Below are 19,713 nucleotides of genomic sequence, written 5' to 3'. Positions count from 1 at the left end.
TTTATCGATTATAATCGACATGATCTAATGATAAAGGATATGGATTCAAAAGAACCCATTTGACACATAATTGCGTCAACTTATCCAAATCATCTTCCTGAATATGATTGATATTGTGAACTATTTTTTTCAATTCTCCTATTTCTATTTGTGAGAGTTGATGTCCACAACGACAGTATGTTAGTAATGAATCCGCCATTTTCTTAAATTCTTTATTCCAATTTATTCGGCCATTATGATTAATTTCATATGAGAGTTTCCCTGAAATTCTAATAACCTCTCCTTGAATAGTAGATGCGTGACCTAAAGTTGGAACAAGCAATTTCCATAATTCTTCATGCTGATCTTGCCATTGTTTGGCTTTAACTCTGATTTTAGATTTCCCATCATAGATAATCCTTTTAGGAACTGGTTCAACTTTAAACAATCGATATAATTCCATCAAATTTTCTTCAATCTCACCTATACTATCCTTAGAAATACAATCTCTAAACCATTCAAAGTCTTCTCCTATCCTTTTTACTTCTTCTTTTTCTTTACGTGTTAATCTAGCTCCATGTTCTAATAAATAATGAACGATTTTTACCAAATCGGGAATATTTCCATTTTTCGTATATTTCATTGCTTTTAATAAAGGTGTTTCTCCATTACTATTTAAAGCATTAACCCTTGCTCCTGATTCAACCAGTATCTTCATATGATCAATTCGAAAAAAACAAGTTGCATAAAATAACGGGGTATTTCCCCATGAATCAGTAGCTTCTATATTTGCTCCTAGTTGAATTAAATATTCAGGATGTCCATGAGGGTTAATGACTTGATGATGAAGTGGATGTTTTCCAAATCTATCTTCATATTCAATATTTGCTCCATTTTCAACTAACCATCTCATTAAATTTTCAGATAATTCAAAAGACAATGCATTTGTTTTGTCATAACCTCCATAAGCATTAATATCACATTTTTTAAAAACATTTTTAATTTCTTCTTCATGACCTCTTTTTACAATCTCATCAAAATCTTTAATCAATGTTTTTCTTTTAGAAGATTTCTTTGCTTTTGATATATTTTCTTTCTTATCAATCTTCTTTTTTATTTTATTTAATAATTTCATATAAACCATCCTATTTATCATTATCTATAAAAAACTTTTTTATAAAAGAGCCAATAGCCCAAACAATAAAACTCATCTCAAGTAGTCGTATTATCCATATTAACCATTCTGTTTCTAGTATTATATCAATAGCAATCAATAATAACACTAACGATAAACCACTAAAAACAATTGCAGATTGTCTATAATGTGGAGTTTTATTCATTTTCTCTTTTTCTTGTTTTGACGCAAAAATATATGTATTGTTCAATAAAAAGCCTTTTTCTCTCCAATGTAAAAAAGAAATAAAAAAGCAAATAACAGCAAGCATTAAAACAACAATAAATACTATAGATTTTGCCATATCTTTCCTTCTTTCCTAAATATATCTTTAACTTATACTCATTATAACATATTCATTGCATTTACCTATCATTTTCTTTCTAAATAAAAAACTGTTGAACATCATCAACAGTTTATATCATCATGATTCTTTTCATCATTTTCATAGCGTTCAATAATTCTTTGAACAACAGGATGTCTGACAACATCTAAGGCTGTTAAATATACAAAACGAATACCCTTAACATCCTTTAATATATGCAAAGCTTTCTTTAAACCACTGACAACACCTTTAGGTAAATCGATTTGTGTAATATCACCAGTAATAATCATTTTAGAATGAAAACCAAGTCTTGTTAAAAACATTTTCATTTGTGCATCAGTCGTATTTTGAGCTTCGTCTAAAATCACATAAGCATCCTCTAATGTACGTCCACGCATATAAGCTAATGGAGCAATTTCAATAATCCCTTTTTCAATATAACGCTCTGTTTTTTCTTGCCCAAGCATATCATATAATGCATCATAAAGCGGTCTTAAATATGGGTCTACTTTCTCTTTTAAATCTCCAGGCAAAAATCCTAAGCTTTCACCTGCTTCAACAGCTGGTCTTGTTAAAATAATTTTTTGAACTTCATTATTTTTTAAGGCCTGTACAGCAAAAACAACAGCTAAATATGTTTTTCCAGTTCCTGCCGGTCCTATTCCAAAAACAACATCATTATGTTTTAATGCCTGATAATATTCTTTTTGACCTAGAGTTTTAGGATAAATCAATTTTCCATTTGTTGTGCGTGCAATTTTGATTTGGTAAAGTTCATCAATCATATTTAATTGATGATTTTTAGCCAGATTCAAAGAATACATAATATCTCTTTGACTAATTGTCTTTCCCTGCTTGACAAGTGCCAGTAAAGTACGAATCATATCTTCAACCTGCTGATTCTTTTCTTCTGTATTATCCATAACGATTTCATCACCACGAACAATAAGATCACATTGCATTGCTTCTTCTAATAAACGTATGTTTTCTTCTTGGCGACCAAAAAGTCTTGATATCTCATCCATCGTGCATGTTTCTAGTTTTAAGATTTTCTTCATTCTTTTCTCCTTTAACTGCAATATCTTCAATCAGTGTATAATGCATCTTTAACGTTATTTTACTACGATTTCTTGTCATTTGTAAAACATTTTCTTTATCAATATGAGCTCCTGCAGGGATTTGACTACGAATCTTTAACAACAATTGATAAAAGACATCTCCTTGATCTTGTTTCAAATCTTTGACACTGGCTTCATATTGATGAAAAGTATAGGCATAAACATGTCCTTCAACAGGAATAATCTTCGTTTTATTTTGAGTAGAAATAATTGTATTTTCAACTAATAAATCTCCTTTTTTGACATAATCATTTTTCTTGACCATAATATTTCCACTTTTCACATCCAATGATTGAATCATTCCATCTTGACTGGCATATAGATTACGATAATCTTCTTTTTTTATATGATCTTGTTTACGTTTTGTATATTCGACATGAAAGACACTTCCTGTCTGATAAATATTCATATATTCTATTTGATTTTTATATAAATCTTTCAATTGTAATAATAAGTCATTTAAATGTTCATAGCTTTGAAGCGGTTTTAAAAAAGTAATATTTTCTTTTTCTAAAGTTTCTTTGATACTTTGATTCACTTGAGGTAATGTTCCATCAATTTGAATATCAAAAATAAGATAAGAACTCATAAATAAACTTATGAAGAAAAAAAGCACACCTATAAAATTTAAGTGTTGTCTTGATAACAAAAAGATATATTTTAATAATCCTTCTGTTTTTATATAATGATAGGGATATGTCCATTTTTTGAAATAATATCTTTGATATACTGGTAAATAAAAATAAAATTGATGATCATGTTTTTGAAAATGAGATAATTGAAGTTTATGATCTCTTGCAAATATTAATAAATGATAAATTAACGATTCATCAATACAATAATAATCATACCCCATTTTCAGCATATTCAATCACTTTCACATATCCACATAAACGTATCTCTTTTTCATCATAATAGGACATCTGTAAATCCTTTCCTCTCACAATCAAATCATAGCCCTGCATTTGAATTTTAAACAGATGACAGTCCATCATTAAAACCTCATGATAATCATAGATACAAATTTTATCTTTATCAATAACCAGCACAATACCACCTCAGTGGAATATATGATATCAAACAAAAAAGAAGAACCAAAAGTTCTTCTTATCTTTGTTTACCTTTATTTTTTCTAGCAGCTTCTGATTTCATTTTACGTTTTAAACCAGGCTTAACATAAAATTCTCTTTTACGAGCTTCTGCAAGGGTACCTGTTCTAGAAACTTGTCTTTTAAAACGACGTAATGCATCATCTAATGATTCATTTTCTCTTACTACAGTTTTTGCCATATTGAACTTCCCCCCTTTACTAATACCAAATACATGCGTTATTATACATTGATAATAACAGAAAATCAAGTTTTTTTATATAATTCACACCTGTTTCTTTTCGTTTTTGTACTTTATTCGTAATTCATCAAAGAAATTCCTGATGAAGTCCCTATACGTGATGCTCCAGCATTAACCATTGCTTCCATATCTTCAAATGTTTTGACACCACCACTGGCTTTAACTTCACAGTGATCACCAACAGTTTGTTTCATTAAAGCTACATCATGAACTGTTGCTCCTCCTGTTGAAAAACCTGTTGACGTTTTTACAAACGTTGCTTTGGCTTTCATAGCCTGTTGACATGCTAAAACTTTTTCTTCATCCGTTAATAAACATGTTTCAATAATCACTTTTACACAATGTCCTTGACTGGCATCCACAACTGCTTGAATATCTTGATAAACTGTATCCATATCTCCAGCTTTTAAAGCACCGATATTGATGACCATATCCACTTCATCAGCTCCTTCTTCAATTGCCATTTTGGCTTCATAAGCTTTCACCTTGGAAGTATTCGCTCCTAGTGGAAATCCAATCACTGTACAAACACGAACATCACTTTCTTTAAGATATTCAGCACAGTATGATACCCATACTGGATTCACACAAACAGATGCAAAGTCATATTGCATTGCCTCATCACATAACTTTGTAATATCATTTTTTGAAGCATTTGCTTTTAATAATGTGTGATCAATCAATTTGTTCCATTTCTTTTCCATTGTCTTCTTCTCCTTTAAAAATTTTATTGATTGCTTCTAAAGCAACATATTTATCTCCAGGATAAGGATCATTACCAATAGCCGAAGCCATAAACTGTTCATGTCCTTTCCCAAGAATCAAAATAATATCATGTCGATTGGCAATTTCAATAGCCTGTTCAATAGCGATGCGACGATCTTCAATAATCACACTGACAGGTTTTTCGATATATTTTTGTATATCCAGACAAATATCTTGAATATCTTCGTCACGATTATCCTCAGCTGTCAAAATCACTTGATCGCAGTATTGATTTGCAAGTTTTCCAATCTTTTGACGCTTATTATAATTCTTCTTTCCCGGTGCTCCAAAGACTGCAATGATACGTCCGTCTTTTTTAACTTGCTGAGCAAACTGAAACACTTTTTCATAACTCTTGACATGTTGACAGTAATCCACAATAACATGAAATGGATAAGGATGTTGTAAAAGCTCCATACGTCCATCTACACCGGAAATATGTTCAACCCTATCAATCACTTGGGAAAGAGGCATTTCTAAAGCCAATAAAGCCGTCATGACAGCTAAAACATTAGAAATATTAAAACGCCCCAAAACACCTACTGATACATGTTTTAATTCATCATGCACCTGTACATCAAACTCACTATGATCAATAAAAACTTCAATGTTTCTCGCCATGATATCCGCTTTATGTTCAATACCATAAGTCAAAATATGGCATTTAATCTGGTCTTTAACCAGATTATAAAAACGGACTTCATCAGTATTTAATATGGCATAACCTTTTTCATCAATCAATGAAAACAGTTTTGCTTTAGATGCCATTAAATTTTCCATTGTTCCATGAAAATCAAGATGTTCTTCATAAACATTGGTAAAAATACCAATATCAAAATGAACACTATCCACTCTTTTTAAAGCCAATCCATGACTGGATACTTCCAATGTGACACCTTTGACATCTTTTTTAACCATATCACTTAAATGTCTTTGTAAAAAAATTGTTTCCGGTGTTGTATAAGGACATTGTTCAATAATCCCGGCATATTCAATATTATTCGTTCCAATATAACCCATTTTTAAAAACTGTGACAAAGCATTTTTAATCATTAAAGCTACAATGGTTTTACCACTTGAACCCGTGACACCAATCACAGTCATCTTATAGCTAGGATGATCATAAAATAAATCTGCCACTCGATTCAATTCATCCAAGACATTATCAACCTTAATATATAAAACATCTTTATGCTTAAAAGTCAAAGGTTTAGAATAAACAATACATTTTGCTCCCTGAAAAATAGCATCTTCAATATATTTATGTCCATCAACACTTAATCCATCAATGCAAAAGAAAATAGAGTCTTTTCCAACATATCGTGAATCACTATGAATAGATTGAACTTTAAAATCCTCATCAACAGGAAATAATTCATTAATTTTTTTCACTTACAACACTTCCTATCAATATCGTATCTTGACATTCTTCAATCAATACATGATATATATGCCCTACAGAATTTAAAGGCAAGTTTGTTTTAACCTTTAAATAATTAGAAGCATGTCCAATCATACTTTCACCATCTGGTTCTTCAATTAAAACCTCTAAAGTTTTTCCAATTTGACTCAAGGCAAATTCATGTTGTAATTGATGGGATAAATCCATCAATGCCTTAACTCTTTGATGTTTTGTTGGACCATCAATCTGATCTTTCATTTTAGCAGCTGGAGTCCCTCGACGAGGAGAATAAGGAAAGACATGCAATTGATTAAAATGCATCTTTTGAATCCATTGATATGTCGTTTGAAAATCTTCTTCTGTTTCACCCGGAAAACCAACAATCACATCTGTAGTAATCGAAAGTGTTGGTAATTTTTCTTTCAGTTCTTGAAGTTTTTGAGCAAATTCATCAGTTGTATAATGACGATTCATTTTCTTAAGGATTTTATCACATCCAGATTGAATAGGAATATGTAAATGATCAACAATAACAGGTGAAGTTGCTATTAAATCAATGATTTCATGTGTAATCTGACTCATTTCAATAGATGAAATACGTAATCTTTTTAATCCTTTAACTTGGGTTGTTAAATCAACTAATAAATCATAAAAGCTATAATCTTCAAAATCTTGACCATACCCAGCTGTATGAATACCTGTTAAGACAATTTCAACAAAACCATGATCAACTAATTTTTGAGCCTGTTGTAAAACACTATCCTTGTCTCTTGAACGAATCCTTCCTCTGGCATAAGGAATAATACAATAAGTACAAAAATTATTGCAGCCATCTTGAATCTTTAAAAAAGCACGTGTATTTCTTGTGAATTCATCAATATCCAAATCTTCAAAACGAGATAATGTCATGACATCTTCAACATGGATGACTGTTTGATGAGAGCGTTGATATTCTTCTACAAACTCAACAATACGATTTCTAAACTGTGTTCCTAAAATGACTCCTACACCTTCAATTTGAGCCACTTCCTCACTGGCTACTTGACTATAGCAGCCAACAACACAAACTATTGCCTGAGGATTTTGACGGATGGCTTTACGAATCATCTGGCGTGATTTCGAATCACCAGTATTCGTTACAGTGCAGGTATTAATCACATAAACATCTGCCTTGTCTTTAAAATCAACATTTTCATATCCAGCTTCATGAAACAGCTTTAACATCGCTTCTGATTCATAAGTATTGACTTTACATCCAAGTGTTAAAAAAGCAACTTTTTTCATAAATATCCTTTCTATTTATATTTTTTTATAATTTTCTTATAATTCTTTAAAGAAATATATTCTAAATCTTTGAGTATTTCCAGACAGTCACGATATTGATAATTTTCAATAGCATCTACAATCTTTTTAACATCTTCTAAATGAGCATCTTTATGAGCATGTTCATCTTGAATAATGACTTTATTCATCAATTCATGATTATCTTTTTTAAAGATATAAATGGTTTTCAATGGATCAAAATATAAACAAATGTGACGTTGATCTTCATAGACATTTTGTAAAGATGTAAATGCTGTACGAAAAATATGATAACCATACATATCTATCGGTGTTTGTAGATTAACTTGAAAATTTTGAATATATTCGCGATGCTGTTTTAAAAGCAACATCTGATAATCATGCGTATAGCGTTGATTCACAAATGGTTCCAGATAAGGAATATAAATCGTCACCTGACTTTGTGAGTCAACAAAATGTGGTGCTTCTTTTAAAACATCAGCAATATCATTATTAAACATCTTCTGTTTTTCATCATAGTTTAAATAATCCAACAAATCATAATGCTGATTTAAAAAAGCTTCATAAATATTTTCAATTTTATTTTTTGTGAGTAAACCACGATAAATAATCTCATATGAAAACAAATCAAAATCTGTTTTGATCTTCGATGATAATCCCATCTTTTCTAAAAACGAACGATGATTTTCAATATCTTGATATAATTGAGTCTGTGAAAGAGGAATATGAACTCCAATCTTATTTACACTTTCTATAAATCCCATGACGACATCAACTCCCTACTAAAACCAATCACACTTAACATATACAGTGGTGCTGTTTCACTACGTAAAATTCTTTTTCCTAAGGCACATGTTTCAAATCCAGCCGCTTTCATCACAGCAATCTCACTTTCATCAAAACCACCCTCCGGTCCAACAACAATCGTCAATGTCTGATAATCTTTTTGTAGTGCTTTTTTAAATGTTTGATGTTCTCCTTGACGACTTTCTTCTTCATAAGCCACCAGATTGATGTCACTAACATAATCTTGTAAATGAGATAATGTTATTAATGAAGTCAATTCTGGTATTTTTTGACGACAGGACTGCTCGCTGGCTTCTTTTAAGATACGTAAATAACGTTCTCTTTTTTTATCAAAAGTTTTCGGATCTGTTTTAATAATACTACGCTTGGATAAAAAAGGAACAATTCTTGTGACTCCTAATTCAGTTGCTTTTTGTAGTACCCATTCAAATTTATCATTTTTTGGTAATCCATAAATTAAAGTCACTTGAACATCCAGTTCATTATTTTCCAACAATTCTTCTTTTTGTCTAAGAATTCCTTTATCTATATTTACGATTTCATATATGTAAACATGTTGATCTGGTAAAATACAAATTACCTGATCACCTGAACGATAACGCATCACACGTTGCATATGTTTATGATTATAAGAATCAATATGTATATATGACCCCTCTATATTTTTGGCATCTATAAAATATCTTTGCATAACTTCCTCCTTTCGCTATTCTAACACATTTTCTTGGATATAAAAAGAAAAAAGGTTAGGAGATTTTGATCTTCTAACCTGCTTTATTAAATCTTTTGAATAACAAATTGTTGATTTTGATAATCAATGAGAATATGATCATCTTTTTGGATTGTTCCTTTAATCATCTCTTTAGCCACTAATGTTTCAATATGCCCCTGAATGAAACGTTTAAGTGGTCTGGCTCCAAAAGTAGGATCAAAACCTTCTCTTGCAATTTCTTCTTTAGCCCCGTCACTCACTTGAACTGATATATTTTGTTGTTCTAGACGTTTAGAAAGCTGAGCAATAAATTTATCAATAATCTTATAAACAACTTGATTATCTAATGAATTAAACATGACAATTTCATCAATACGATTCAAGAATTCTGGTTTAAAATGAGCTTTTAACTCCATTTCAACTTCATGTCTTGTTTCTTCATTATTACCTTGTAATAAATATTGTGAACCAATATTAGATGTCATAATAATGATTGTATTTTTGAAGCTAACAACATTGCCTTTAGAATCAGTAATACGACCATCATCTAAGACTTGAAGCAAAACATTAAAGACTTCAGGATGGGCTTTTTCAATTTCATCCAATAAAACAATGCTATAAGGCGCACGTCTAACAGCCTCTGTTAATTGTCCACCTTCTTCATATCCAACATAACCTGGAGGAGCTCCTAATAAACGAGAAACACTAAATTTCTCCATATATTCACTCATATCAATACGGACAATATTCTTTTCACTATCGAATAATTGTTCTGCTAAACTTTTGGCAACTTCTGTTTTTCCTACTCCAGTTGGCCCAAGGAACATAAATGAACCAATTGGACGGTTTTCATCATTGATTCCAGCACGTGATCTTAAAATAGCATCACAGATTTTTTCAATCGCTTCATCCTGTCCAATAACTCTTTTTCTTAAAGTATCATCAAGATGTAATAATTTTTCTCTTTCAGATTCCATCAATTTATGAATAGGAATACCTGTCCATCTAGCAATAACTTCACTGACTGTATCAACTGTTACTTTTTCCTGTAATAAAGCATCATCAGACTCTTGTGATTGATAATCAGCAATTTCTTTATTAATACGAGGTAATGTTTCATACTTGATTTTTGAAGCTTCTTCTAAATTACCTTCAGTTTCATATTTATCTTTAAGGGCTTCATATCTCACTTTTTGATCTTTTAATTCTTTAATATGATCTAAAGCTTTCTTTTCTTCTTTCCATTTGTCTGTTAAACCTGTGACTTGTTCATCTAAAGAAGCGATACGACTTTTGATTTCATTTAAACGTTTTTCATTATCTGCATTCTTATCTTCTTTTTCAATTGAAATACGTTCCATTTCCAGACGATTTTTCTCTCTTGTAATCACATCAAGTTCTTCTGGTAAAGAATCAATTTCCATACGAACTGAAGCACAGGCCTCATCAATTAAATCAATAGCCTTATCTGGCAAGAAACGATCGGTAATATAACGTTCACTCATATTCACAGCTGCCACAATAGCACTATCAGTAATTTGTACACCATGATGAGATTCGAAGCTATCTTTTAAACCACGTAAAATCGCAATTGTATCGTCACTATCTGGTTCATCAACCTGAACTTTTTGGAAACGTCTTTCTAAGGCAGCATCTTTTTCAATGTACATACGATACTCATCTAGCGTTGTTGCTCCAATACAATGAAGTTCCCCACGTGCTAACATTGGTTTCAATAAGTTAGCTGCATCCATAGCTCCATCTGTTTTTCCAGCACCTACAAGCTGATGAATCTCATCAATGAATAAAATGATATTTCCTTCAGATTTTTTAATTTCATTTAAAACAGCTTTCAATCTTTCTTCAAATTCACCACGATATTTAGCACCTGCTACCAAAGCTCCTAAATCAAGTTCATAAAGCGTCTTATTTTGTAAGCTGACAGGCACGTCATTTTTAAAAATACGCCATGCCAATCCTTCCACAATAGCCGTTTTCCCAACACCAGGTTCACCTATCAAAATAGGATTATTTTTTGTTTTACGTGATAAGATTTGAATCACACGTCTAATTTCTTCATCACGACCAATAACAGGATCTAATTTTCCATCCTTAACATCTTGAATAAGATCTCTACCATATTTTGTTAAAACTTCATATTGATTTTCTGGTTGAGGATTATTAACCATATTTCCACCTCGCATTTCTTTAATAATTTTTTCTAATTCTTTTTTATTTAAATGATACTGTCTAATGATTTCTTGAATAAAAGTAGATTGCACTTCAAACATAGCCATAATCAAATGTTCAACGCTGGTATATTCATCTTTATAATCATTCATCACTTTTTGAGCTTTTATCAGTAATTGATTTAAATCATAAGAAATTCTCATTTGACTTTCATCAATACCACCAACTCTTGGTTTTTGTTGTTGTTTATTTCTTAAAAATGTTGTCAATTGTTGAATATCCACATGAGCTTTAGAAAGAACACGATATAAAATACCACTTGTATCCTCTAATAAAGCCAATAGGAAATCTTCTACATCTACAACTTGACAAGACATATCTAAAGCTTGTTGCATGGCTTTTTGCATCGCTTCCTGCATGGCTGTCGTCCATTTTTCAATATTCATATCTATCACTCCTTTAGCACTCATATATCCCAAGTGCTAACTATAGTATATCACGTTTTTTAGCACTGTCAACACCTGAGTGCTAATTTTTTTAATATTTTTTTGCAAACCCTGTAAAATCAATGGTTTGCAAGCATTTTCCACTCTTGAAATTGTCATTTTTCTTAGGTTTGACACCAATTTGACACCAATTTTTTCTTTTCTGGTGTCAGAAGTTCACTGCCATACTATCCAGCTTTGCTATCTCGTTTTCAATCCTTGCCTTGTCGCCCAAGTGGTTATACACTTCCATAGTCACATCAAAATGAGCGTGTCCCATGATGTACTGTAATACCTTAATGTCCATACGGCACTCTGCCATTCTTGTGCAGGCTGTGTGTCGCATAACATGAGCGGAAACCTTTGGAAGCAGTTCTGCTTTCCTGTGTTCTTTCTTTGCTTTTTGGACTTCCGCTTTGTTATAAGCGTCTACAATGTTATACAATACACTGTTTACACCATAAGGCATAAGCGGTCTGCCGGATTTAGCAGTGAAAACAAATCCAGAATATCCGTCCACCTCAAAAGACTTATCTTTCGCCAGCATGAAGTTGATTTTCCTCTGTTCTTCAAATGCTTTCTGTACTTCCTGCGTCATAGGTATCACACGAAGACCAGAGTCCGTCTTTGGAGTAGAAATATGGAAGCGACATCCGTCTCCATAATTCTTGTAAATAAGCTGGTGGTCTACATTCAAGCGTCTTGCTCTCGTGTCCACGTCTTTCCATGTAAGACCGATCAGCTCTCCACACCTTAACCCTGTACCTATCATAATCGTAAGCATAGGATAATAGGTATTGTAGACATTGCTCTGCTTCACAAAATCAATGAGCTTTTCCTGTTGTGAGATTGTCAACGCCACACGTTCCTCTGCTGGTCTGCCATAATCACTGATAGAACCTTTTGCTGGATTTTTACGGATAATATCATCATCAACCGCCATTTCCAACGCAGGAAAAATCATGTTGTTAATATACTTGATAGTAGAATGAGCATATCCAGCTTTGGACAATTTTGAATAGTAGGCTTTAATGTGAGAGGGTAACATCTGGACAACTTTAATGTTGCCGATTTCATCTTTCACCCGATTATTCCATACACGAATGTAATTCACTCGTGTAGGCTCTTTCAGTTCACGGGTCGCCATGTATCGCTCGAACAAGGTGTTTAACGTCATTTTCTTGATTGCACTGTCTGTCAGAATGTTATCGTCCATATCCTTTGCAACCTTTTTTTCTTTCTCTCTAAGCTCTGGTAAATCCTGTGCGTAGATTGTACGACGTTTTCCTGTCCTTATATCTGTAAAACGATAACTGTATCTGCCGTCATTACGCCAGCTTTCGCCCTCTCTTAATTTTCTCCCTTTCGGGTCTTTTCTGCTAACTGCCATGAGAACCATTCCTTTCTTGTAGCCCTCTTTTCATGTTCTCACAGCGTGGTTTGCCTATAAATAATTATACCATATTTCCGCAAGAACATAAATAGAAGACTGTACTATTCTGCAAGGTAAAGCAGATATTTTTTAACCCTTTCCACGGAGTAAAGAACCCTGCGACCTATGACAATTTTTGCTTCTGCCTGCTCACCGATTTTCCTTGCCGTAGCATGACCGCATGAGAGCATAGCAGAAAGCCCCTCTATATCAACAGTAATCGGCTGGCTGGTTTTTCGCTCTTTTGTCTTGTTCATATATCAGCAAAATAAGCATATCAGTATCACTTATTTTGCAACACCCCCTTTCCTGTATTTTGGGAAGCAGACAGACGGCTCTGGAAAAGCTCCGCTGGTATCTCAACCAATCTCATTCCTATGAGCAAAACCACCTCTGGGACGTATCATTATCCTGTGAATACAGGTCATGGCGGGGCGACTTTTCCAACGGTCGCTCTCGGATCACTGCGTGGGTCGCTCGCTCTCTTTAGGAAAGGTCATGGCGTACAGTCCCCGTGGCTCGCTGTATCACAAACGTATCTGTCTGCTTTATTCAGTTGTCAAAGAACGGCAACGGCTTGTCAGCCTGTAAAAGCCAACAGCAGGACTATTGACTTTTATAGAATGACAAGCGGTGTGGCTGGAAAGGGGAGAAAACCACGCCCGCCTGTATGTATTAGATTACTGCGATTTCAAAATTGAGTATCATGTCCAGAAAAGCTGTCTGTACTCTGTTTTTCAAATCTGCGTCCACTACCATACACACATTTCCGTGTTCATCATAGAGCTTTCGCAAACAGAGCTTTGAGATATACCCGTCGTAGAAGTTCATCACTGTGGCAATGGCTTCTGGGTCGCCCTCTGTCGCTGATATGATAACCTCAAAAGGTAAGCGTTCATGTTTCTTCATTCGTGTTCCTCCATGTATTTCCTCAATGTTTCAAGCGTCTTTGTTCTGTGATACTGGACGTTTGAACGAGGGATATTGATAAAACGGCTGATTTCTCCGTCTGCCATATCCATGAAGTAGGACAACAGAATAATATTTCGCTTCTTCTCGGTCAGAGCTTTAAGAGCTTCACTCAACTTGTCATTTTCAATCCATACTTCAATTCCCAGCACGTTAAACACGGTGTAGTCGCTTTCGTACTTATCACACTCGCCAAAGCGTTCCTGCTGATAATCTGGCAAATCAGAAAATGAACACTCACGCTTTTCACGTCGCTTCATATCACGGTAGCCTTTCATCACAGCTCGCTTGATGACTTTCTTTGAAAGGCAATCGAACTGTGCTTCAACGGCTTGTCTGAAAGAAGATGTTTCCACTGTTTCACCTCCTTTCTGTGCGAAGTAGAAATGAACGGAAGTCCATTTCCCCCTTTCCGCACCCCAACTACCCAAGGAGGTGTCCAGCTACCAAGATTTACAAAAAAGAATTTGCAAATCTCGGATATAATAAAAACAGTCTATTAGAATACGAATGTACCAATAGACTGTTTTTTTAATGTAAGTGATATGAATTTTTAACTCATGTTCAGGGCGTGTTGACTGGATAACCATTGTAAGGCGGTTATTCAGTTGTGAATACTGGCGTATTTGCTGATACGCAATCATGGCACAACCCCCTTACCCAAAGTTGTCCCGTGAGTGCAAAAGAAAAAGACAGCTCTGGATATCCAAAACCGTCCTAATCAGATTGAAAGACATGGAAAAAGATATTACCTTAGAACGGTTTTTTTTATTTACCGTCAAGGTAATATTGATATGAATTATTAACGCATAATATATGCGTTTTTAACACATTCTAATCATGTGTCATGAAGTATAAACTCATGACAGGTGATTGAAAATGAGGAAAAAGAAAGATACGCACAGCTTTGATTTCCGTCCGCTGGGACTGGCAATCAGAAAAGCGAGAGAGAAAGCTGGGCTTTCCCGTAATGATTTAGGCGATAAGGTCTTTTACGGAGAACGTCATATCGCAGACATTGAGAATATAGGGAAACACCCCAGCTTTCAGCTATTTCATGATTTAGTGACCATGTTCCATATCTCTGTTGACGAATATTTCTATCCGCAGGAGAAAGCAAAAAAATCTACAATCCGCAGGCAGATAGACGTATCGCTCGATGAGCTGACAGATGAAGAACTCAAAATCATTCAAGGAACAATCGACGGTATCATGAAATATAAGGGGACGGGAAGCAAATAGGCTTCTCGTTTTCTTTTTCCTCTTACAAATTATCCTGCCGATCTGCTTTGCAGGAAGCAGGATTTAATGAAAAAAAGCCAATAATCTGTAAGAATAATTCTTACAAACTATCGGCTCTGCGTCTTAGCGTCTGGCTCTTTAATAATTTTTACTATTCCACGATTTGTATTGATTAAAGTTTCATGCTTGCATTTTGGACAGAATAAAGGGAAATTTATCAATTCTGTATCTTTTCGCACTTTAACTCGTGTCTTACTATTGCAAATAGGACATAATATCCATGATTGCTTTTCCACGGCAACACCACCTTTTATTTTAACGGAATACAAAATTCACACAAATGTAATGAGATTTTCGAGAAAGCATATCGCTCAATTATCGGTTTCGTATAGTCAACTGGCAAATCGGAAGTTAATATGTCAATATTCTTCCAAAAATTTGCCACATCATTTTCTGCGTGTGGAACCTCAAATATAGCGTAATGCCCACTATCAATATTACGAATAGGTAAATCACAATGAATATCCTTGCCAGTGATAATCATTCCCACGTCATATCGCTGTTCATTTTCTGGCGTTGATAAAGGATTGTCCAAAGCTATACCTAGTATCGTTGTATTATCTTTGAATAAATCATTACTTTTTAAATATTCTTTTAACTTTTCCATTAGTTGCTTGTTTTCTGCACCATACTTACCGGTTCTGCGCATATATGCAATTTTAATATCTTTAAATTCCTCAATAACCAAGTTATGACCTCCTACATTTCAATCGGTATCAAGCTTGATAAAGCAATGGTAAGGGCAATTAAAATGTTTTTCAAGATATTTTTTAAAATGCACCACAACTTTTTTAAAAGGTAAGTTCTTCCTGCTGATCTGCACCGCAGGAAGCAGGAAGAAAACCTAAATTTTCACTTTTTTTGTAATTGTGTAAATATATTCTTCTGGTGTAGGCGTTCTGTTTCCAAAGTATTTCTTGAAGCGTTTCTGTATCTCTGGGTCTTTACTGTTCATAGTGTTATCAATATTTTCCTGTATCTCGGCTCTGAACTCAGATAACGACACACCTCTGGTCTTTGCTCCAGCTTGAAGAATTTTTTTCATATCTTTCTTTTTTAAAACTATCATAGTTATTCCCATTTAAAGAATTTCAAAGAAACAGTCGTACAAATCACGATAATTACAATCATTAACCCGATAGGAAAAAGGATATTATCAATCGGCAAACCTAACGCTGTGCCTTTTAATAATTTTATTCCCTGTGTTAATGGGAGTATATTTGCAAAGTTTTGTAACGCATTAGGCATAATCTCATAAGGAAGCGTTGCACCCGAAAAAATTAGCATTGGAAAGTATAAAATACTGGCAACGGTACTTGCGATTTTCATATTTGGTGCTATTCCACCAACCATCATACCAATGCTAAACATAGACAACATTACCAACACGAAAGATAAGAAAAACTGCCAAAAGCTTCCTATTATCTGAAAATCAAAAAATAAAAACGCCACTAAATAAATGAGTGCCAATGACACCAATGAATAAATACAGTAAATAGTTATTTCGACCAGCAAAATTGTAATCGGCTTAACAGGCGTCACTTTAAGTCTCTTTAAAATTTTTCTGTTTCTATAATCAGATACAACTAAAGGCAAGCCCATTAGTCCGCCAGCACAAATAGCTATTGTAGATACTGCACCGAATGATTGTTGCAAAAAAGTATATTCAGCATCAGCAAAAGCAGGTTTATCGCCATAAATAATACCCAATAGAACTATTACTACCACAGGCATACAGATAGCAAAAATGAACATATCCATACCCCTAAGGGAAAGTTTTAATTCTGTTTTTAGCATAGTCTTAAATGTTTTCATTTGTCATATCCTCCTCTGCATACCAAAGATAAACTTCCTCAAATTCTTTATATGGACTGCTGGCAATCGCTTCTTCAATTGTCCCAGAAAAAACGGTATTTCCCTTTTTCAAAATCATAATCCTATCGCAAAGATTTTCTACCTCGTCCATAAAATGAGAGGTAAGGAAAATAGTTAATCCTTTTTTCTTTAGCTCCGATAAACATTTCCATACATCACGGCGGGCTTTGGTGTCCAATCCTGTCGTCAATTCATCTAAAAAGACTACTTTAGGGTTAGGGATAAGTGCTAAAACAATAAATAGTTTTTGTTTCTGTCCGCCAGACAGTTCCGATACAGGACTTTTTAATTTGTCAGACAGTCCGAATTGCTTCAATAAAATTTTATAATCCGTAACTTCTTTATATAGGCATTGTGTTTCCTCGCATAACTCTGAAACCAAAATTTTTTCTTGATAGTTTGACTCTTGAAACTGTACGCCTACGTTTTCAAACAATCGTTTTCGCTCTTTTGTCGGACACATTCCAAGTATTTCTACTGTCCCACTGTCCGCCTGTCTCGTTCCTAAAATACATTCAATCGTGGTGCTTTTTCCTGCCCCATTCGCTCCCAAAAGTCCAAAAACTTCACCTTCATTTACAGAAAGACTTATATCATTGACAACACAAGTATTTCCGTAGGATTTTTTGAGATGTTCAACTTTAATTGTTGTATTCAATTTTATTCCCTCCTTTATTTTACGGACAAATAATAACACCAGAGAAAACTCTGGTGTTAAAATGTAGGGTGTATTTAAAAGGATTTTTTCATATTAATTAGGGTTGCTTTCATAAATCGAGCATTTTCAGAAGCGTCATTAAGTGACAGCAATAGCTTGTCGCAGGCGGTTATAATATCTTCGTTTTCTTCCGGCATACCAATCACAGATTTTATATTTATATCTGGATTGACCGATAAAGCATTTAACATTCTAAGAATAGAAGATAAAGAATAGTTCGCACATCTTAATGCTTTAATAATGCGTAATCGTTTTATATCATCATTTGAATATACTCGATAACCATTTGCTTTACGCTTAACACACAGTAAACCGTTCAACTCCCAATTTCGCAAAGTGTCCATTGTAATGCCTAAAAACTCTGATACTTCTTTACGTTTCAATAGTACCTGATTAGGACTGCTTTCCCCATTTAAGAGTTCATTTACAATTTGTATTGCCTGCTCCGCATTATGCTTTTCACGCTCAAGCTGTGATAAATATTCATCTGTCAATTTAATAGCCATATCAAAATTTCCTGTAGCAGAAACTTTAATAATATTCATAGCTTTTTTTCTCAATCCATTTTGCAAAATTTCAACTTTTAAAGCTGTACGGGCTAAACGAAATTGCTCTATGTGAAAATCCGTAAAAATGCGATATCCATTTTTTTTACGTTTTGCTAGTGGTATTAAATGGAGCTGTTCATACAACCTAACTGTATTTGGGTGTACACCAATTATTCGAGCAACTTCTGTTGTTTGATATGTATTCATCAAAAAACCTCCTATCTTATTAAAAGTATATCAGCACTTCAAAGGTTGGTGTACTAATGGAGGGTTTAATTATATACAAAATCATAAATATATGCAAGAGTTAAAGGCTTGCGTAGCATACCATACAATGTATGACGCAAGCCTATTAACTATCCTATGATTTTCCAGTTACTATCCTTATGAAGCGTCAGCTCATACTGTGAAATCTGTGTCGCCTTTGTCTGATTATCAATGAATTTCACCGCAACGCTCACTGACACATTCTCGCCGTCAGCCGTGAATACAGGATTGACAAGTTCTGAAAAGAGATAGTCCCCGTTTATCGGTTCAAGGGCATTTCCCTCTACATAGTAGGCTAGCTCTTTATCCGTTGCAGTAGGGTACAGCTTGAAGAATGTTTCCAGAAATGCCGTAGCGTCTGCTGTGGTATCAGCGTCCACGCTGTTGTCCGCTTCCTGTGACTTTGGCTCATAATCGGATTTTTCCATAGCAGGGGCAAGGGTCGGGTTCTGGATAATCACCATATCACCGTCAGCGTCCACATGAACAATCACGGTATAGGTTTCTGATACATTCCTTGTCTGGTCGCCCTCTTTTATCTGCTGATCTACTTCGTAGGTAACAGAAAAAGCGTTCTCCCCAGACTGTTCCACGTCCCAGATAAGTACGTCCGTGACCGTGGAGCTAGTCGGTATATCCGTTCTCACGGTATCAACATTCAAATCCTGCAATTCCTGTGTCAGATAGGCACTGATAGCCTGTGTCCTTGCTTCGATAGCTTCCTTGTTGTTGCTCCATGTGTAATAGGACTTCGCAAAGTTCTTCACGAAATTTTCTATGCCGTTGGTGTCATTCAAGCGGAGCTGTATGGTTTCTATCTCATGCGTGGTGTGCTGGTCGATAGCGGTAAAATTCTTATACACACCAAAGCTCACGCTTGCGATAAGCACCACCCAGAGGGCAATGACGGACTTCTTATGCGTCCCCACTTTCATAGTGCGGACTTTCTTTTCCTTTATCGGTTTTTCTTTCTTCTTGAACATGATTTCCATT

24 protein-coding genes are annotated in these 19,713 nt (G+C 34.3%); 1 reads left to right on the top strand and 23 read right to left on the bottom strand.

What is annotated here, in order from left to right:
• Position 1: 1 nt before the first annotated feature.
• From KEC48_RS02825 to KEC48_RS02750, 16 genes are all read right to left on the bottom strand, one after another.
• Positions 2 to 1,114 carry an ankyrin repeat domain-containing protein gene (locus tag KEC48_RS02825; protein ID WP_211964247.1) on the bottom strand — a complete coding sequence of 371 codons (1,113 nt, stop codon included), beginning with the start codon at positions 1,112 to 1,114 and terminating at the stop codon, positions 2 to 4.
• A gap of 10 nt (positions 1,115 to 1,124) precedes the next feature.
• The gene (locus tag KEC48_RS02820; RefSeq protein WP_087357517.1) at positions 1,125 to 1,457 is read right to left on the bottom strand and encodes a DUF3784 domain-containing protein; all 333 of its coding nucleotides are present in this window, start codon (positions 1,455 to 1,457) and stop codon (positions 1,125 to 1,127) included.
• A gap of 104 nt (positions 1,458 to 1,561) precedes the next feature.
• The gene (locus tag KEC48_RS02815; protein WP_211964245.1) at positions 1,562 to 2,536 is read right to left on the bottom strand and encodes a PhoH family protein; all 975 of its coding nucleotides are present in this window, start codon (positions 2,534 to 2,536) and stop codon (positions 1,562 to 1,564) included.
• Entirely contained in the window at positions 2,496 to 3,461 is a 966-nt protein-coding gene (locus KEC48_RS02810; protein WP_249191427.1) for a sporulation protein YqfD, read from the bottom strand. The genes KEC48_RS02815 and KEC48_RS02810 overlap by 41 nt, the downstream gene beginning before the upstream one ends.
• Positions 3,442 to 3,645 carry a YabP/YqfC family sporulation protein gene (locus KEC48_RS02805; RefSeq protein WP_087357520.1) on the bottom strand — a complete coding sequence of 68 codons (204 nt, stop codon included), beginning with the start codon at positions 3,643 to 3,645 and terminating at the stop codon, positions 3,442 to 3,444. The genes KEC48_RS02810 and KEC48_RS02805 overlap by 20 nt, the downstream gene beginning before the upstream one ends.
• 58 nt (positions 3,646 to 3,703) lie before the next feature.
• The gene (rpsU, locus tag KEC48_RS02800) at positions 3,704 to 3,886 is read right to left on the bottom strand and encodes a 30S ribosomal protein S21 (protein WP_087245930.1); all 183 of its coding nucleotides are present in this window, start codon (positions 3,884 to 3,886) and stop codon (positions 3,704 to 3,706) included.
• 113 nt (positions 3,887 to 3,999) lie between these two features.
• Positions 4,000 to 4,650: a deoxyribose-phosphate aldolase gene (deoC, locus tag KEC48_RS02795; protein WP_211964240.1), complete on the bottom strand. Its 651-nt coding sequence runs from the start codon at positions 4,648 to 4,650 to the stop codon at positions 4,000 to 4,002.
• Positions 4,622 to 6,103: a UDP-N-acetylmuramoyl-L-alanyl-D-glutamate--2,6-diaminopimelate ligase gene (locus KEC48_RS02790; protein WP_087357527.1), complete on the bottom strand. Its 1,482-nt coding sequence runs from the start codon at positions 6,101 to 6,103 to the stop codon at positions 4,622 to 4,624. The genes deoC and KEC48_RS02790 overlap by 29 nt, the downstream gene beginning before the upstream one ends.
• Complete coding sequence (gene mtaB, locus KEC48_RS02785) at positions 6,090 to 7,397, bottom strand: tRNA (N(6)-L-threonylcarbamoyladenosine(37)-C(2))-methylthiotransferase MtaB (protein WP_205088829.1); 1,308 nt, start codon at positions 7,395 to 7,397, stop codon at positions 6,090 to 6,092. The genes KEC48_RS02790 and mtaB overlap by 14 nt, the downstream gene beginning before the upstream one ends.
• Positions 7,398 to 7,408: 11 nt before the next feature.
• Positions 7,409 to 8,179 carry a hypothetical protein gene (locus KEC48_RS02780; RefSeq protein ID WP_211964238.1) on the bottom strand — a complete coding sequence of 257 codons (771 nt, stop codon included), beginning with the start codon at positions 8,177 to 8,179 and terminating at the stop codon, positions 7,409 to 7,411.
• On the bottom strand, positions 8,167 to 8,913 hold the full coding sequence (locus KEC48_RS02775) for an RsmE family RNA methyltransferase (RefSeq protein WP_205088831.1): 747 nt from the start codon (positions 8,911 to 8,913) through the stop codon (positions 8,167 to 8,169). Before KEC48_RS02775 ends, KEC48_RS02780 begins: the two co-directional genes overlap by 13 nt.
• A gap of 86 nt (positions 8,914 to 8,999) precedes the next feature.
• A complete protein-coding gene (locus tag KEC48_RS02770) occupies positions 9,000 to 11,570 on the bottom strand; it encodes an AAA family ATPase (RefSeq protein WP_211964236.1) in 2,571 nt (856 codons plus the stop codon).
• Positions 11,571 to 11,778: 208 nt separating this feature from the next.
• Positions 11,779 to 12,999 (bottom strand): tyrosine-type recombinase/integrase, encoded by a 1,221-nt coding sequence (locus tag KEC48_RS02765; protein ID WP_211964234.1) that lies wholly within the window; start codon positions 12,997 to 12,999, stop codon positions 11,779 to 11,781.
• 104 nt (positions 13,000 to 13,103) lie between these two features.
• Entirely contained in the window at positions 13,104 to 13,298 is a 195-nt protein-coding gene (locus tag KEC48_RS02760) for a hypothetical protein (RefSeq protein ID WP_058692537.1), read from the bottom strand.
• Positions 13,299 to 13,716: 418 nt separating this feature from the next.
• Positions 13,717 to 13,950, bottom strand: a complete 234-nt coding sequence (locus KEC48_RS02755) for a helix-turn-helix domain-containing protein (RefSeq protein ID WP_211964232.1) — start codon at positions 13,948 to 13,950, stop codon at positions 13,717 to 13,719.
• The gene (locus KEC48_RS02750; RefSeq protein WP_118721987.1) at positions 13,947 to 14,366 is read right to left on the bottom strand and encodes a sigma factor-like helix-turn-helix DNA-binding protein; all 420 of its coding nucleotides are present in this window, start codon (positions 14,364 to 14,366) and stop codon (positions 13,947 to 13,949) included. The genes KEC48_RS02755 and KEC48_RS02750 overlap by 4 nt, the downstream gene beginning before the upstream one ends.
• A 523-nt stretch (positions 14,367 to 14,889) precedes the next feature.
• Here KEC48_RS02750 and KEC48_RS02745 point away from each other — a divergent pair.
• Entirely contained in the window at positions 14,890 to 15,252 is a 363-nt protein-coding gene (locus KEC48_RS02745) for a helix-turn-helix transcriptional regulator (RefSeq protein ID WP_076779900.1), read from the top strand.
• 107 nt (positions 15,253 to 15,359) lie between these two features.
• On the opposite strand, the gene KEC48_RS02740 is transcribed toward KEC48_RS02745, so the two are convergent.
• From KEC48_RS02740 to KEC48_RS02710, 7 genes are all read right to left on the bottom strand, one after another.
• Entirely contained in the window at positions 15,360 to 15,548 is a 189-nt protein-coding gene (locus tag KEC48_RS02740; RefSeq protein ID WP_211964227.1) for a cysteine-rich KTR domain-containing protein, read from the bottom strand.
• 14 nt (positions 15,549 to 15,562) lie between these two features.
• Complete coding sequence (locus tag KEC48_RS02735; protein WP_211964226.1) at positions 15,563 to 16,000, bottom strand: GyrI-like domain-containing protein; 438 nt, start codon at positions 15,998 to 16,000, stop codon at positions 15,563 to 15,565.
• Positions 16,001 to 16,156: 156 nt separating this feature from the next.
• Positions 16,157 to 16,381, bottom strand: coding sequence for a hypothetical protein (locus KEC48_RS02730; protein ID WP_211964223.1), 225 nt, complete (start codon positions 16,379 to 16,381; stop codon positions 16,157 to 16,159).
• A 2-nt stretch (positions 16,382 to 16,383) separates the two neighbouring features.
• Positions 16,384 to 17,127: an ABC transporter permease gene (locus KEC48_RS02725; RefSeq protein ID WP_211964221.1), complete on the bottom strand. Its 744-nt coding sequence runs from the start codon at positions 17,125 to 17,127 to the stop codon at positions 16,384 to 16,386.
• Positions 17,114 to 17,845 (bottom strand): ABC transporter ATP-binding protein, encoded by a 732-nt coding sequence (locus KEC48_RS02720; RefSeq protein ID WP_076779912.1) that lies wholly within the window; start codon positions 17,843 to 17,845, stop codon positions 17,114 to 17,116. Before KEC48_RS02720 ends, KEC48_RS02725 begins: the two co-directional genes overlap by 14 nt.
• Positions 17,846 to 17,919: 74 nt before the next feature.
• Positions 17,920 to 18,660: a MerR family transcriptional regulator gene (locus tag KEC48_RS02715; protein WP_211964220.1), complete on the bottom strand. Its 741-nt coding sequence runs from the start codon at positions 18,658 to 18,660 to the stop codon at positions 17,920 to 17,922.
• A 149-nt stretch (positions 18,661 to 18,809) separates the two neighbouring features.
• Positions 18,810 to 19,703 (bottom strand): conjugal transfer protein, encoded by an 894-nt coding sequence (locus KEC48_RS02710; protein ID WP_211964219.1) that lies wholly within the window; start codon positions 19,701 to 19,703, stop codon positions 18,810 to 18,812.
• Between the last annotated feature and the right edge of the window lie 10 nt (positions 19,704 to 19,713).

Origin of the sequence: Clostridium sp. C1 (assembly GCF_018223625.1) — a bacterium.
GTDB lineage: Bacteria > Bacillota_I > Bacilli_A > Erysipelotrichales > Coprobacillaceae > Allocoprobacillus.
The sequence above is the reverse complement of the archived record's forward strand: the minus strand, read 5'-3'. Positions and strand labels throughout refer to the sequence as shown.

Coding starts and splice junctions, on each gene's coding strand:
- KEC48_RS02810 (WP_249191427.1), bottom strand. CDS start 3,461: ATGCTGAAAATGGGGTATGATTATTATTGTATTGATGAATCGTTAATT.
- KEC48_RS02770 (WP_211964236.1), bottom strand. CDS start 11,570: ATGAATATTGAAAAATGGACGACAGCCATGCAGGAAGCGATGCAAAAA.
- KEC48_RS02825 (WP_211964247.1), bottom strand. CDS start 1,114: ATGAAATTATTAAATAAAATAAAAAAGAAGATTGATAAGAAAGAAAAT.
- KEC48_RS02725 (WP_211964221.1), bottom strand. CDS start 17,127: ATGAAAACATTTAAGACTATGCTAAAAACAGAATTAAAACTTTCCCTT.
- KEC48_RS02710 (WP_211964219.1), bottom strand. CDS start 19,703: ATGTTCAAGAAGAAAGAAAAACCGATAAAGGAAAAGAAAGTCCGCACT.
- KEC48_RS02760 (WP_058692537.1), bottom strand. CDS start 13,298: ATGAACAAGACAAAAGAGCGAAAAACCAGCCAGCCGATTACTGTTGAT.
- KEC48_RS02815 (WP_211964245.1), bottom strand. CDS start 2,536: ATGAAGAAAATCTTAAAACTAGAAACATGCACGATGGATGAGATATCA.
- KEC48_RS02775 (WP_205088831.1), bottom strand. CDS start 8,913: ATGCAAAGATATTTTATAGATGCCAAAAATATAGAGGGGTCATATATA.
- deoC (WP_211964240.1), bottom strand. CDS start 4,650: ATGGAAAAGAAATGGAACAAATTGATTGATCACACATTATTAAAAGCA.
- KEC48_RS02780 (WP_211964238.1), bottom strand. CDS start 8,179: ATGGGATTTATAGAAAGTGTAAATAAGATTGGAGTTCATATTCCTCTT.
- mtaB (WP_205088829.1), bottom strand. CDS start 7,397: ATGAAAAAAGTTGCTTTTTTAACACTTGGATGTAAAGTCAATACTTAT.
- KEC48_RS02745 (WP_076779900.1), top strand. CDS start 14,890: ATGAGGAAAAAGAAAGATACGCACAGCTTTGATTTCCGTCCGCTGGGA.
- KEC48_RS02820 (WP_087357517.1), bottom strand. CDS start 1,457: ATGGCAAAATCTATAGTATTTATTGTTGTTTTAATGCTTGCTGTTATT.
- KEC48_RS02715 (WP_211964220.1), bottom strand. CDS start 18,660: ATGAATACATATCAAACAACAGAAGTTGCTCGAATAATTGGTGTACAC.
- KEC48_RS02730 (WP_211964223.1), bottom strand. CDS start 16,381: ATGATAGTTTTAAAAAAGAAAGATATGAAAAAAATTCTTCAAGCTGGA.
- rpsU (WP_087245930.1), bottom strand. CDS start 3,886: ATGGCAAAAACTGTAGTAAGAGAAAATGAATCATTAGATGATGCATTA.
- KEC48_RS02765 (WP_211964234.1), bottom strand. CDS start 12,999: ATGGCAGTTAGCAGAAAAGACCCGAAAGGGAGAAAATTAAGAGAGGGC.
- KEC48_RS02755 (WP_211964232.1), bottom strand. CDS start 13,950: ATGAAGAAACATGAACGCTTACCTTTTGAGGTTATCATATCAGCGACA.